This is a genomic window from Acinetobacter sp. ANC 4973, assembly GCF_002135275.1.
Lineage (GTDB): Bacteria > Pseudomonadota > Gammaproteobacteria > Pseudomonadales > Moraxellaceae > Acinetobacter > Acinetobacter kyonggiensis.
This window is the reverse complement of record NZ_NEGM01000001.1, coordinates 130,666-144,459: the sequence shown is the minus strand read 5'-3', so window position 1 is coordinate 144,459 and position 13,794 is coordinate 130,666. Positions and strand designations below refer to the sequence as shown.

Below are 13,794 nucleotides of genomic sequence, written 5' to 3'. Positions count from 1 at the left end.
CTATTCGATATGGATGCATATAAATTTTATTACAGTTTGTACATTCGAATTTTATTGGCATTTTAGTGGCAACTAGCATAAAGATGTCCGACCGTTTAATTTTTGTGCAAATATACCTGAATAATGTTTAAAAAATAAGTCCTGAAATGACATAAAAGAGGAATATATCCCCTTTTATTGTAATTAATTTTTAATTAAAGCTGAGTGAAGATTTCTTCTTTACTTAAACGAGATTTTGGCAATCTTGCATTAAAATCATTTTCGCTACGATAACCCAGTGTCAGTAATACAGACGGTATGAAACCTTTTTCGGTTAACTGCAATTCATCATTAATGATTTGTTCATCAAAACCACCAATTGGCGTTGCATCAATGCCTTCAATCCCAGCTGCTAACAAGATTTGACCCAGCGCGATAAAGGTTTGATTTTCAGCCCAACGCTGAATATCACCTTTTTCATTTCGATAGTAATTGACATAACCTGCACGGCTATCTTTTTGTCCTTGTTTGGCGGTTGAGTCCTTAAAGCGACCACTGATATCATCTTGATTTAACAAGTTATCTAAATGTTGTTCGCTGATATCTGCCTTAGTACAAAATAAAATAGTGTGTGATGACTCTAAAACTTTAGGTGCATTATAGGCATATTTCCCAACCAATGCCTTTGCGATACGCTCTTTAGCCGCTTGATTGTCAGCAATAAAAAAATGCCAAGGTTGAATGTTGATAGAAGATGGCGTTAAACGTAAAATTTCTAATAAACGGGTAATTTGTTCTTGCGGAATTTTTCGAATAGGATCATAGGCTTTTGTTGTATAACGCGTTTTTGAAATGCTTAAAAGATCCATGAATCATTACTCCACTTGTAAAGTATATTTCATATTCTACATGAAATATTAATATAAAAGATTTGGGTTCAATCGTAGTAATTTATATATTTTCGGCTTAATTCGATAGACTTTTTTTACTCTATTAATGATAGCTGTATTAATAATATTTTTTGTGCTTCAAGTAATTGAATCGAAGAATTTTGTGAGTCTAAAGAATTTTCTATGGTTTGTTTATTGATAAGTAAAGATAAAATATATTTTTCATCATGATTTGATGGTTTTAAAGTATATAAGCCGTGTTATTGCTTTTGATTAGGAGTTAGTCTTTCTTTATATGAAAAAAAGAAAAATTAATTGTATGTGGTTGAACAGCATTTTTCATTTTATAAAAATCGAGTTGAGTAAATTTATAATGTGAAAATCTTAATATTTACAAATCAGTACCAAATATAAATCTATTTTCCACTGATTATTAAAAGCGATTAAGTCATTCAATTTTCCTATTGGTATTTTTATTTTAAAATTGTTTAATTGATCTTAGGTCACATAAATTCAAGATAAAGCATTCCGAGAGCAAGCATATGGAATTTACCAATCACTTTAAAAGAAAACTAAAAAACCATCAGCAAATTGGTTTATGGGTTGGGTTGGCAGATGCATATGGTACGGAAATAGCCGCCAATGCAGGGTACGATTGGTTATTGATAGATGGTGAGCATGCGCCAAGTGATTTAAGAACAACCTTGGCACAGTTACAAAGTATCGCTGCTTATCCTTCGCAAGCGGTGGTTCGCCCCCCGATTGGTAGCGTGCAATTGATTAAGCAATTGTTAGATATAGGCGCACAAACATTACTGATTCCAATGGTAGAAACGGTTGAACAGGCAGAATTGATGGTGAAAGCGGTACGTTATCCACCAGAAGGGATTCGTGGTGTGGGTGCAGCACTTGCACGTGCAACCCGTTGGAACAGTATTCCTAATTATTATACGACAGCACATGAAAATATTTGCTTATTGATTCAAATTGAATCTGTCACTAGTTTAGACAATTTAGATGACATATTAAAAGTCGAAGGTATTGATGGTGTCTTTATTGGTGCAGTCGATTTATCGGCCACCATGGGCTATCAAGGCAATCCGAATCATCCAGAGGTACAAAAAGCAGTGGTGGATGCGATTAAAAGGATTCGCCAATCGGGTAAAGCGGCAGGTATTTTATCGACTCAACATGAAGCGACTCAAATGTATTTAGAACTTGGGACTGAATTTGTCGCGGTCGGGGTAGATACCAGTGTATTGATGAACTCTTTGCGTGAATTATTAGCGCAATATAAAAGTGATGTAGATGTGGTGAAGTCTGAGGCTGGGTATTAATTTTTAATCATTATCTCTGCGCCTTTGTATTGTGCGTGACTGAGTCTTATTGGTTGTACTTTAAATCTTAGAAGTTCATGGTGTTATTGGGATTCTGGCTAAAGTAAGCAATAGTACTGTCACGGCATAAATGACCATTATAAAAAATTATATTTAATAAGCCCAAGTTTTAAGTTCTAGTTTTTGCTCAAGATTGCTTGGATCAATTTCTAAAATTTGTGCTTCGTGCTCACGCCAATCACCTAAAACAATCCGTTTTTTGTGATTCACAGCATGAATTTCAGGGCGATGCGTATGTCCGTGAATCAGTAGATCCACCGATTGAAGGGATTGTTCAACCGCATGTTGATTTACATCCATAATGGCATAGGATTTTACTTGTTTGGTTTCTGCACTTTTTTTACGGAAGCCATTAGCCAACTTCTGACGGAAACTGAGTGGCATACTTTTAAGAAAGCCCAAAAGCAGTGGATTGCGAATAATCTTACGAAATTTTTGATAGGACACATCATCGGTACACAGTAAATCGCCATGCTCGAGGCGTATTTGAATGTGACCTATTTTTAAAGTATCGACATCGGGCAATAAAATGCCGTTAAATTGTTTTAGAAATCGCTTACCTAAAGCAAAATCACGATTGCCAACTTGGAAATAAACTTGATTGCCAGCTTGATTGAACTGTTTTAGAGCATGAGTAACGTCATCTAACCATGGGGCAGTGTAGTCATCGCCAATCCACGCATTAAACCAATCACCTAAAATATAGAGTTGGGTATTTTTGTCTTGATAGTGTGTCAATAAATCCAAAAACCCCCGAACGAGTCGAGGGTGTTCAGGTGACAAATGTAAATCAGCGATAAACAGATAGGTCACTTATTTTTCCTTTTAAATCTCTCTTGCGGAGCAATGCTCCTCACCCATCTTTGAGAAAGAGGGACTTTCCAACTTTTATATTAAAGGAATAAACCTTTATTTTATGGAGGAAAGTTCCTCCCTTTTTAAAGGGAGGTTAGGAGGGATTTTTATTCAGCAATAATTTTAGCAGATTCGATCACAACATTTTCTAAAGGAACGTCAGCATGGTAACCACGGTTGCCAGTGCGAACACCTTTAATTTCGTTAACGATGTCTAGACCTTCAGTAACTTTACCAAATACAGCATAACCCCAACCTTGTGCAGTTTTGCCAGAGTGGTTAAGAAACGCGTTGTTACCAACGTTAATGAAGAATTGAGCAGATGCAGAATGTGGAGCTTGAGTACGCGCCATTGCAATGGTGCCTAAGTCATTTTTTAAGCCATTGTCAGCTTCATTTTCAATAGAATCACGAGTCGCTTTTTCTTTGAAATTTTCATCCATGCCGCCACCTTGGACCATGAAACCGTCAATCACACGGTGGAAAATTACGCCATCATAAAAACCATCACGAACGTATTCTAAAAAGTTAGCAACAGTTTTTGGTGCTTTTTCTGAGTTAAGTTCAAGAACAATACGTCCTTTATTGGTGTTTAATTCGACTTGAGGAAAACTCATTTTATAATCTCCTGATCATGGACAAAAAAGCCATGGGTTTTTGGTTGAGAGAAGCATAAGCAAACTGTAAACTACAAGGCAAGCAAAAACGCGACTTTCTTTGTTAAAAAACGAGAATCGCGTTTTAATTATCCTATTTTATCTTATAGAAGTGATTTATCAACTATGAAGCCGAATGATGTTGTTTCATCCCTGCCAAATAACCCGACAACTAATACTCAATCTGTCGATGCTGCGCAGCAAGAACAACAGCCGGGCTTAGACTTTGTACGCCAAGTCATTACCGAAGATCTAGCAGCGGGTCGTACAAAGCAGGTGGTGACGCGTTTCCCACCAGAACCAAATGGCTATTTACATATTGGTCATGTCAAAGCTATTTGTTTGAACTTTGGTATTGCACAAGAGTTTGATGGCGTATGTAACCTGCGTTTTGACGATACCAATCCCGATGCAGAAGAACAAGAATATGTCGATGGGATTGCCAACGATGTAAAATGGTTAGGTTTTGATTGGAATGGCGAACCACGCTATGCATCAAGCTATTTTGACCAACTGCATACGTGGGCGATTCAATTGATCAATCAAGGTGATGCTTATGTCGATTTGCAATCGCCTGAAGAAATTCGTTTAAACCGCGGTAATTTTGTTGAACTGGGGAAAAACTCACCTTATCGTGATGTAAGTGTGGAAGAAAATCTTGCACGTTTTACTCAAATGAATAATGGCGAGTTGGGTGAAGGTCAAGCGGTGCTACGTGCCAAAATTGACATGGCTTCTCCAAACGTGCATATGCGTGACCCGATTTTATATCGTGTATTGCATTCTGAGCATCATCAAACAGGTGATACATGGAAAATGTATCCAATGTATGACTACGCTCATCCATTATCTGATGCGATTGAAGGCATTACCCATTCACTGTGTACGCTTGAATTCCAAGATCACCGTCCATTCTATGATTGGGTTGTAGAGAAAGTTAAATCTGAAGCTGTTCCACGTCAGTACGAATCGAGTCGTTTAAATATTGATTACACCATTACCTCTAAGCGTAAGCTTCGTAAGTTGGTAGAAGGTGGTCATGTCAATGGTTGGGATGATCCACGTATGCCAACCGTTGTTGGTATGCGCCGTCGTGGTTTTACTGCGGAAGGTTTGCGTGATTTCTGTAAGCGTGTAGGCGTGTCTAAAACAGATGGTATTGTCGATGTGGCAATGCTTGAGTTCTGTATTCGTCAATCACTGGAAAATACCGCTGCACGTGGTATGGCAGTATTAAACCCGCTTAAAGTGACTTTAACCAATCTTCCTGAAGATATGGATTTAAACCATTCACGTCATCCAAATGTCGACATGGGCGAGCGTATTATTCCTTTATCGAAAGAAATTTATATTGATCGTAAAGATTTCGAAGAAGTGCCACCAAAAGGCTTTAAACGTTTAATTCCTGAAGGTGAAGTACGTTTACGTCATGCTTATGTAATTAAGTGCGATGAAGTGATTAAGGATGCAAACGGTGAAGTGATTGAGCTAAAATGTTCAATTGACCCTGAAACTTTAGGTAAAAACCCTGAGGGGCGTAAAGTGAAAGGAGTAGTGCATTGGGTTTCTGCAACTCAAGGTATTGCTGCGGAAGTCCGTGTTTACGACCGTTTATTTACTGAAGCTGCACCAGATGTCGATGATGATTTCTTGGCGCACTTAAACCCAGATTCTTTAACGGTACTTCAAGCCGTGATTGAACCTGCATTGGCACAAGCGCAACCTGAAGATCGTTTCCAGTTTGAACGTGAAGGTTATTTCGTTGCGGATCAATATGATCATACAAGCGACAAACCTGTGTTTAACCGTATTTTGGATTTAAAAGATAGTTTTAAACCAAGCAAATAACGAAAGCACGATATTTTTAGTAAAAGATTGGCATTCAAGCTGAATGTCACTATGCTGAAATAAGCCATAAAAGCTCAACTTAGGTTGGGCTTTTTTATGCAGATCAATAAGGACTTGCCATGATTATTCGAGATAAAACCAATAGTTTTGCACTACTGTTTGCTTGGCACGGCACAATTTTGCCTAAAGTTTTTCCTGCACTGATGGTGGTGGTACTGATCTCGACGACTTTGGTTTATTTGTCGAAGCATCATTATGTTTTAGTGCCAGAAGTTCCTGCGATAGGTTTTACTGTTTTTGGTGTGATCTTATCGATCTTTCTAAGCTTTAGAAATACTGCGTGTTATGAGCGTTGGTGGGAAGGGCGGAAGTTGTGGGGTGCTTTAATTGCCAATTCACGACATATGATACGAGATAGCTATGTGTTAGATGATCAACCGCGTGAAGTATTGATGTACCGTATCATGCTGTTTACTCATTTGTTACGTGATCGGCTCCGCAAACAGACGCATTCATTTGAACATTATCAGCTACATGTACAATTGACAGAACCGCAATGGCAGCTGCTGAGTGGTCATATGAACCCACCGCAATATGTATTGGAAATTACGCAAAAAGATTTAGTGGCTATTTATAAACGCGCTGAAATTACAGATATTATTTATAGTACCTTAACCAAGCATACGGTTGCGATTGGTGATATTCATGCAGGTTGTGACCGAATTTCATCGACACCGCTGCCATTTTCATATTCTGTGCTGCTACATCGTGCGGTATATTCATTTTGCTTTATTTTGCCCTTTAGTCTTGAGTCAAGTTTAGGGGTTTGGACACCTGTCATTGTCGCGCTGATCGCTTACTTATTTTTAGGTTTAGATGCCTTAAGTGCAGAGCTGGAAGAACCATTTGGCATTCAGGAAAATGATTTGGCTTTAGATTCTATGGTACGCAACATAGAGCGGGAAATGCTCTGTTCATTGGGTGAAGAGTTACCGGCCGTGATTGTTGCTCATAAAGCGAATTTGATTTAAAAATTTATCTCTGCTAGAACTTAAATTACGGGTTTTTATGTTTATCATCTTTTAAAAATAAATAATCTATATTTTTATGCTTGGCTTTATCGCGTAATTTCTTTTTGATATACAAAACCAATGCAAAACAGGTGGTGGTGACCGTCAATAGCATACTGTTCATATAACTCATAATGGAACTGACATAGCCAATGGTGGTGAGCCGATTCATCATACGGATCACTTGTGGGCTGCTTTCCACCCCTGTAATGGCCCAAGTGCATAAATGTTCACAGTTATTAATAATTAGATGATAGCTGTTTTCATTCATGCGTGAGCGCATACGGCGAACCACTTTACGCCCGATAAATTTTGGCTGGGTATAGCTTTGAACAATAATGGTTTTGCCAAAACTGAATTTTTCCAGTGATGTAATTTCAATCGGACGTTTTTTGAATAAATGTGCAAAACCTGAATAATGAATAACTCGACCACGACCTGCATAAATGCCATGGTGAGAGTATCCCCAATGCTTGACGATCAGATGTGTCCCTAAAGGAAATCGTGTTTTATGCTGCCGCATCGTACGCTTAGCCCATAAAGTTACAAGTGTATATTGTTGATGTAGTTTACTGTTTCTGTATGAAAGAATCGAATATTTCATTCAGCTAATATGTTTGTTATGCTTTTATTAAAAATAAGCGCCATATTGCTTCTTCAATAGCTTGTATAAAAAGCAATCGCCTTTGTGGTTGGTTAGAGTAATGTTTTTAATAAAAGACTCAAGATGAGTTCAATTCATTTGAGGTAAAAATGGGTAACTCAGAAAGAAATGAGGGGGCAATAAAGCTTAAGGATCTATCTATTGGATAAGCAAATAAAAAAGCATTTAGATGATCTAAATGCTTTTTAGTCAGATTCTACTATTGGAGTGGTAGATGCTGTAGTTCATTTAACTCTTTACGGCTATAACCTCGCGAAGCTAAAACCTTTTTAATTCCAATGATCACTTCTTCATCTGTCGCTTTTGCTAAAGCTTGAATCAGTTGTTCATTCGATTTACAAGAGCAATCATTTTCGACACAAGAAATTTGATTCTTCTGTTCGTTTTGCTGTTGATTAGCAGAAAACAGCTTTTGCCAAAAACTCATAGAGCCTTCATACATAACTTAATATAGTTCGAAATATAGCCAATATAATAAATAAAACAAGCCTACTAAAGCGATAAAAGCAGCAATTGAACAGTAAATTTTCCGATAGTAGCAGAAGAGTTTAACGATATTATGACATTTACAAATGGTATTTTATTATAAGTTATTGATTTTTATTTCAATAAAAAATGGAGCTCAATTGAGCTCCATTAGGCTGTAAGAAATTAGGTTTTTTACAACGAAATAAATTGTTTAAATTTTTTCGAGCAGTACGCCTGATTCTACATGATGGGTATATGGGAATTGGTCAAACATCGCAAATTTAGTAATCTTATGCGTGGTTGCTAAAGTCTTTAAGTTGTCTTGTAACGTATCAGGATTACATGAAATATAAATGATGCGTTCAAAGCGTTGGATCAACTTTAAGGTTTCATCATCAATGCCTGCGCGTGGCGGATCAACAAAAACAGTGTCGAAATCATAGCTTGAGATGTCAATATTTGCTTCTTGTAAACGACGGAATTCACGTTCACCATTATAGGCTTGAGTGAACTCTTCCGCAGATAGACGTGCAACTTGAATATTGTCAATTTGATTTTGTTCAATATTCCACTGTGCAGCATAAACCGATGATTTAGCCAGTTCTGTCGCCAGTACACGCTTGAACTTGGTTGCAAGCGGTAGGGTAAAATTACCATTACCACAGTACAGCTCAAGTAAGTCCTTCTCTGACTGTTCAGCAGCATTACATGCCCATTCCAGCATCTTTTGGCACACTTGTGCATTGGGCTGTGTGAAGCTACTTTCGATTTGTTTGTATTGATAAGTACGGTCAAAAACTTGGAGTTCTTCAACCACATACTCATCAGACAAAACAAATTTTACACCGCGACTACGACCAATCAATTTAATGTTGAGTTGTTCGGCTAAAGCTTTGGCAGCAACTTCCCACTCTTGTTCAAGTTTACGGTGGTAAATGAGTGAAACAAGCACTTCACCACTTAACGTGGCCAGAAAATGTGCTTCAAATAAACGTGCTTCCAAAATAGGATTTGCTTTTAACGCTGCCAATAATTTTGGCATTAAATCATTAATGCTTTGATCTGCAATTGGGAATTCATCTATACGAATAACGGTTTTTTGATTGTCGTCTTCATTGCGTTCAAACATGGCATAAAACATATCATCTTCAGTATGCCAAATACGAAATTCTGCACGCATACGGAAGTTTTGTTCAGGCGACTGAAACACTTCTAAAGAAGGGGGATTAAATTCGGCAAATTGAGCAGAAATACGTGCAATCTTGGCATCAAGTTGTAACTGATAAGCTGAAGTCATATGCAGTAAAAATCACAAACACATTGAAAACAGGGATGGTAACAAAGTTTGAATAAGATGACTAAACTTATTCCCAATTAAGCAGTAGAAATATAGGGTGAACAGGTCTTTTGTGTGGATCTGTTGTTGATCTTATTTATTGCTGTTAAAAGTGTTCTTGCAATAGGTGTATCAAAATCAGCTGAGTAATGATGGGTCAATTTATAAAAAAATAGCCAAGTCAACAGGATTAGGGAGTCGTTGACTTGGCTGAAAAGGAAAAAGCTATTTTGTTATAGGGGAGCTAAATGTTTATTTTTAGCTTTACGTTAGTGTCATTAGGCTGGCATTTCCTCCTGCTGCCGCAGTATTAATACTAATGGCACGCTCAATGACTAGACGTTCAACAGGAATCTCTTGTTCAGCAGGTTGCAAGTGTGTGATTCCCACAATTGCGCCTTGACGCTGTGCAATCGTGTTTTGTAACTCAAGCAATTGTGCTGTCGTACCGTGATGGAGTACCGCATCAAAATTACCTGTTGCAATGCTTTGAATAATTTTGAATTGTTGTGCTACTACCTTTGGCATAGAAGACATGTATTTCAGAGCAAATATATTGTCTGCTAAAACCGCAGCTTTGCTACCCACGGCAAAAATTGCATTGAGTTGAGTCAATTGATCCTGTTCTTGTTCAGCAAGCGACAATACGCAGTGACGTGCAACAATCGTATATTGGTTGCTTTCTCCTGTAGGGCCATTTAATTCATAGACCTGACCAGAAGCAAGTGCAGGCAATTGAGGCAATTTAACTTGTGTGAACTGTTGTTTTACCCAAGCACTGAATTGCTCATACACCACATTTTGTGGCGCTTGCTGTAACACTTTGCCTGTCGCAAATGGTGTGCTTAATTGTTTGGCACTACATTCTTGCATTAAGCGATAGAGGTATAATGGACCACCCGCTTTAGGGCCAGTACCTGATAAACCTTCACCACCAAAGGGTTGAACGCCTACAACAGCACCAACGATGTTGCGGTTGATATACAAGTTACCCACTTCAGAATGGCTAATCACAGTTTGAATTGTTTCATCAATACGTGTGTGAAGACCCATGGTTAAGCCGTAACCTTTTGCGTTGATTTGATCTACTACAGCTTTTACATTACCTTGAGGATAGCGGATTACGTGTAATACAGGACCAAAGACTTCACGTTCAAGATCATTTAAGTTTGGTAATTCAATCAACGTAGGTGGAATGAATGTACCTTGAGTCAGGTTCATATCTGCATTGTCGTTATGCATGAATTGATGAACGGCATATCCTTTGGCACGCATTTTTTCAATGTGGTTTTGGATATTGGTTTTTGCTTCTAGATCAATTACAGGGCCAATGTCAGTTTTTAATAATGCAGGATTGCCTACATTTAACTGTTGCATTGCACCTTTTAGCATATGAATAACGCTTTCGGCATTGTCTTCTTGTACGCAAAGAATACGTAAGGCCGAACAACGTTGACCAGCACTGTCATAAGCCGAGCTGACAACATCTAAAACCACTTGTTCGGTTAATGCAGATGAGTCGACAATCATCGCATTTTGACCACCCGTTTCCGCAATTAACGGAATAGGTTGACCAGATGTGCTTAGGCGTTTAGCGACTGTTTTCTGAAGAATTTTTGCGACTTCAGTCGAACCTGTAAACATAATGCCTTGGATACGAGAGTCGGCACTTAATTGTGCACCCACAGTTTCACCACGACCCGGAATTAACTGTACCACAGCTTCTGGAACACCCGCTTCCCAAAGCATTTGAATTGCAAGGGCAGCAATAAGCGGAGTTTGCTCAGCAGGTTTTGCAATAACGGTGTTACCCGCAACCAATGCTGCTGAAATTTGACCGCTAAAAATAGCCAGTGGGAAGTTCCATGGGCTAATACACAATACTGTACCTAATGACTCAATTTGTGCAGTTGTTGGTAAGTTAATGCCCTGAGCAGCGTAATAACGTAAGAAATCAACTGCTTCACGCACTTCAGCAATCGCGTTGGCATAGGTTTTACCACTTTCACGGCATAGCAAGACCATAAGCTCTTGGATACGGCTTTCCATAAGGTCGGCAGCACGATTTAGGCATGCAGCACGTTCATTTTTTGGTGTATTTATCCAAGCTGCTTGTGCATTTGTAGCATTGGTCAAGGCTTGGTTGACCTGTTCAGCTGAAGCTTCTTTTACTGTACCTACAACATTGTTGTGTTGAGCAGGATTGTTTACCGTCAGTTCCGTAGCAGCAGTAATGTCAGCTAAGTTTGGACCCATTGGCTGAGCAGTCCATTGCTGTTGCAATAAATTTTGTACTGTTGTGTCTAAATTAATTAGATCACTATCATTTGCTAAATCTACGCCTAATGAGTTTGGACGTAATGCACCATATAAATTCTGTGGTAACGGAATCGCAGGGTGTTTTAAGCCAACAGATTGTTCTTGCTTCGCAGATGTTAGAATCGTTTCGCGTGGATTTTCGATTAAATCTTGAATCTGTAGGGTTTTATCAGCAATACGGTTTACGAATGATGTATTGGCACCATTTTCTAATAAACGACGGACTAAGTAAGCCAATAAAGTTTCATGAGTACCTACTGGTGCGTAAATACGGCAAGGAATATCCAATTTTTTTTCAGACTTGGGACCGACCACTTGTTCATAAAGTGGCTCACCCATACCGTGTAAGCATTGGAATTCGTATTGACCTACATAATATTTCTCAGGGTTTGCCAATTGATAAATTGTGGCAACAGTCTGAGCATTATGTGTCGCAAATTGTGGGTAAATTTGATCTGGTGCAGCCAACAGCTTTTTCGCACATGCAATATATGACAAGTCTGTATGCACTTTACGTGTAAATACAGGGTAGTCACTCATACCTTCAATTTGTGCTTTCTTGATTTCGCTGTCCCAGTATGCGCCTTTTACTAGACGAATCATCAGGCGTTTTTGGCTACGTTTTGCTAAATCAACTACATAGTCGACCACGTAGAAACAGCGTTTTTGGTAGGCCTGAATGACAAAACCAATGCCTTTCCAATCAGCAAGTGTCGGTTCAAAACATAGGCGCTCTAGAAGTTCTAAAGAAATTTCTAAACGCTCAGATTCTTCAGCATCAATGTTTAGCCCAATGTTGTAGCCTTTAGCCAAGCGCGCTAACTCAAGTACTTTGCCATAAAGTTCGTTGTGAACACGTTCTACTTGTGAACGTTGGTAACGTGGGTGTAAAGCAGAAAGTTTGATGGAGATACCGGGGCCGTTGTAAACGTCTTTGTCTTTTGACGCTTTACCAATGGCATGAATGGCATCGCTATAATCTTGATAATAACGTTCAGCATCATGTTCAGTCAGTGCGGCTTCACCCAGCATGTCGTATGAATAGCGGAAACCTTTGTCTTCTAGACGTTCTGCATTGCCTAGAGCTTCTTTGATGGTTTCGCCAGTAACAAACTGTTCACCCATCATACGCATAGCCACGTCAACAGCTTTACGGATTACACCGCGACCACTACGTGCTAATAAGCCAGTCAATAAGCTTGATAAGCTGGTTTGCTTTGGTGTTTCCATCAGCATACCTGTTAACATCAAGCCCCAAGCTGCGGCATTGACAAACATTAGGTTACTTTGACCAAGGTGTTCTTTCCAGTTGCCTTGATTAATTTTGTCACGAATGAGCAAATCACGTGTTGCACTATCTGGAATCCGTAGCAAGGCTTCAGCCAAACACATCAGTGCAATACCTTCTTGCGAAGATAAAGAGAACTCTTGCAATAAGCCTTGTACAATACCTGCTTTACCTGAAGAACTTTTACGTTCACGTAAAGTATGTGCCAGGTTAAAAGCTAAATCTTGAATACGCGTATTTAATTCATCTGGAATTTTGCTATGCTCAAGTAGATTCTCAACACATTCGGATTCGGCGCGACGCCAAGCAGTGTTTATCTCTGATTCATAAGCACTTTTTTCTTTGAAAAGCGTAATATATTCGTAGTGAGGTTTTGCCTCATCATGAAGGGGAGAAGTTTCTATTGTATTCATGCCAACGTCCTGTACCGAGCAAATTTTTGTTGAGTAAAATACCTTACATAATTTATGATTACAGAAATAAGACCGAATAACTCACTATAATCTTTATTCATTTTAGAGAATAATTCAGATGACAAGCCCGATTTTTACTTTGGACAGAACGGATATCAAAATTTTAGATATTCTGCAAAATGATGGTCGAATTTCAAATATAAAACTGGCTGAAACGGTTAATTTGTCAGCGACTGCTGCTTTGGCACGGGTGCAAAAATTGACGAAAGATGGCTTTGTTTTGGGTTATGAAGCAAAGCTAAATCCTGAAATGCTGAATGCCAGTTTTGTGGTTTTTGTGGAAATTTTATTGGATAAAACCACACCGAATGTTTTGGAGGAATTTTCTGATGCCGTGATGCAATATCCAGAAATTGTGGAATGTCATATGATTAGTGGCGGCTTTGATTTTGTGGTGAAAATTCGCTGTGCCAATATGGAAGAATTCCGCAGAATTTCGGGACAGGTATTGTGGCGACTTCCTGGGGTAAAAGAGACCCGAAGTTATCCAGTCATGGAAGTTATAAAAGAAAGTTCTAAATTAAATCTTAAAATCAAAAAACAAAGATAAA

At 38.6% G+C, this 13,794-nt stretch carries 11 protein-coding genes; 4 read left to right on the top strand and 7 right to left on the bottom strand.

What is annotated here, in order from left to right:
* Positions 1 to 194: 194 nt before the first annotated feature.
* On the bottom strand, positions 195 to 848 hold the full coding sequence (gene nfsB / locus B9T30_RS00730) for an oxygen-insensitive NAD(P)H nitroreductase (protein ID WP_086183335.1): 654 nt from the start codon (positions 846 to 848) through the stop codon (positions 195 to 197).
* Positions 849 to 1,411: 563 nt separating this feature from the next.
* On the opposite strand from nfsB, the gene hpaI reads away from it, so the two are divergent.
* Positions 1,412 to 2,206, top strand: coding sequence for a 4-hydroxy-2-oxoheptanedioate aldolase (hpaI, locus tag B9T30_RS00725; RefSeq protein ID WP_086183334.1), 795 nt, complete (start codon positions 1,412 to 1,414; stop codon positions 2,204 to 2,206).
* Between the two features lie 153 nt (positions 2,207 to 2,359).
* Here hpaI and B9T30_RS00720 read toward each other — a convergent pair whose 3' ends face one another.
* On the bottom strand, positions 2,360 to 3,079 hold the full coding sequence (locus tag B9T30_RS00720) for a UDP-2,3-diacylglucosamine diphosphatase (RefSeq protein WP_086183333.1): 720 nt from the start codon (positions 3,077 to 3,079) through the stop codon (positions 2,360 to 2,362).
* Between the two features lie 149 nt (positions 3,080 to 3,228).
* On the bottom strand, positions 3,229 to 3,738 hold the full coding sequence (locus B9T30_RS00715; protein ID WP_086183332.1) for a peptidylprolyl isomerase: 510 nt from the start codon (positions 3,736 to 3,738) through the stop codon (positions 3,229 to 3,231).
* Between the two features lie 165 nt (positions 3,739 to 3,903).
* Here B9T30_RS00715 and B9T30_RS00710 point away from each other — a divergent pair, with 165 nt between their 5' ends.
* On the top strand, positions 3,904 to 5,625 hold the full coding sequence (locus B9T30_RS00710; RefSeq protein WP_086183331.1) for a glutamine--tRNA ligase/YqeY domain fusion protein: 1,722 nt from the start codon (positions 3,904 to 3,906) through the stop codon (positions 5,623 to 5,625).
* Between the two features lie 119 nt (positions 5,626 to 5,744).
* Entirely contained in the window at positions 5,745 to 6,656 is a 912-nt protein-coding gene (locus tag B9T30_RS00705) for a bestrophin family protein (protein ID WP_086183330.1), read from the top strand.
* 25 nt (positions 6,657 to 6,681) lie between these two features.
* Here B9T30_RS00705 and B9T30_RS00700 read toward each other — a convergent pair whose 3' ends face one another.
* From B9T30_RS00700 to putA, 4 genes are all read right to left on the bottom strand, one after another.
* Positions 6,682 to 7,218, bottom strand: coding sequence for a lecithin retinol acyltransferase family protein (locus B9T30_RS00700; RefSeq protein ID WP_086183329.1), 537 nt, complete (start codon positions 7,216 to 7,218; stop codon positions 6,682 to 6,684).
* Between the two features lie 340 nt (positions 7,219 to 7,558).
* Positions 7,559 to 7,786, bottom strand: a complete 228-nt coding sequence (locus B9T30_RS00695) for a hypothetical protein (RefSeq protein ID WP_004651770.1) — start codon at positions 7,784 to 7,786, stop codon at positions 7,559 to 7,561.
* A gap of 252 nt (positions 7,787 to 8,038) precedes the next feature.
* On the bottom strand, positions 8,039 to 9,124 hold the full coding sequence (gene trmA, locus B9T30_RS00690; RefSeq protein ID WP_086183328.1) for a tRNA (uridine(54)-C5)-methyltransferase TrmA: 1,086 nt from the start codon (positions 9,122 to 9,124) through the stop codon (positions 8,039 to 8,041).
* Positions 9,125 to 9,427: 303 nt separating this feature from the next.
* The gene (putA, locus tag B9T30_RS00685) at positions 9,428 to 13,183 is read right to left on the bottom strand and encodes a trifunctional transcriptional regulator/proline dehydrogenase/L-glutamate gamma-semialdehyde dehydrogenase (RefSeq protein WP_086183327.1); all 3,756 of its coding nucleotides are present in this window, start codon (positions 13,181 to 13,183) and stop codon (positions 9,428 to 9,430) included.
* Between the two features lie 118 nt (positions 13,184 to 13,301).
* Between putA and B9T30_RS00680 the strand changes: the two genes are divergently transcribed.
* Positions 13,302 to 13,793 carry an Lrp/AsnC ligand binding domain-containing protein gene (locus B9T30_RS00680; protein WP_086183326.1) on the top strand — a complete coding sequence of 164 codons (492 nt, stop codon included), beginning with the start codon at positions 13,302 to 13,304 and terminating at the stop codon, positions 13,791 to 13,793.
* Position 13,794: the final 1 nt, after the last annotated feature.

Excerpts from the sequence above, each read along its gene's own strand:
- B9T30_RS00710 (WP_086183331.1), top strand. The coding sequence starts at position 3,904 with ATGAAGCCGAATGATGTTGTTTCATCCCTGCCAAATAACCCGACAACT.
- nfsB (WP_086183335.1), bottom strand. The coding sequence starts at position 848 with ATGGATCTTTTAAGCATTTCAAAAACGCGTTATACAACAAAAGCCTAT.
- B9T30_RS00705 (WP_086183330.1), top strand. The coding sequence starts at position 5,745 with ATGATTATTCGAGATAAAACCAATAGTTTTGCACTACTGTTTGCTTGG.
- hpaI (WP_086183334.1), top strand. The coding sequence starts at position 1,412 with ATGGAATTTACCAATCACTTTAAAAGAAAACTAAAAAACCATCAGCAA.
- B9T30_RS00715 (WP_086183332.1), bottom strand. The coding sequence starts at position 3,738 with ATGAGTTTTCCTCAAGTCGAATTAAACACCAATAAAGGACGTATTGTT.
- B9T30_RS00680 (WP_086183326.1), top strand. The coding sequence starts at position 13,302 with ATGACAAGCCCGATTTTTACTTTGGACAGAACGGATATCAAAATTTTA.
- putA (WP_086183327.1), bottom strand. The coding sequence starts at position 13,183 with ATGAATACAATAGAAACTTCTCCCCTTCATGATGAGGCAAAACCTCAC.
- B9T30_RS00695 (WP_004651770.1), bottom strand. The coding sequence starts at position 7,786 with ATGAGTTTTTGGCAAAAGCTGTTTTCTGCTAATCAACAGCAAAACGAA.
- trmA (WP_086183328.1), bottom strand. The coding sequence starts at position 9,124 with ATGACTTCAGCTTATCAGTTACAACTTGATGCCAAGATTGCACGTATT.
- B9T30_RS00700 (WP_086183329.1), bottom strand. The coding sequence starts at position 7,218 with ATGCGGCAGCATAAAACACGATTTCCTTTAGGGACACATCTGATCGTC.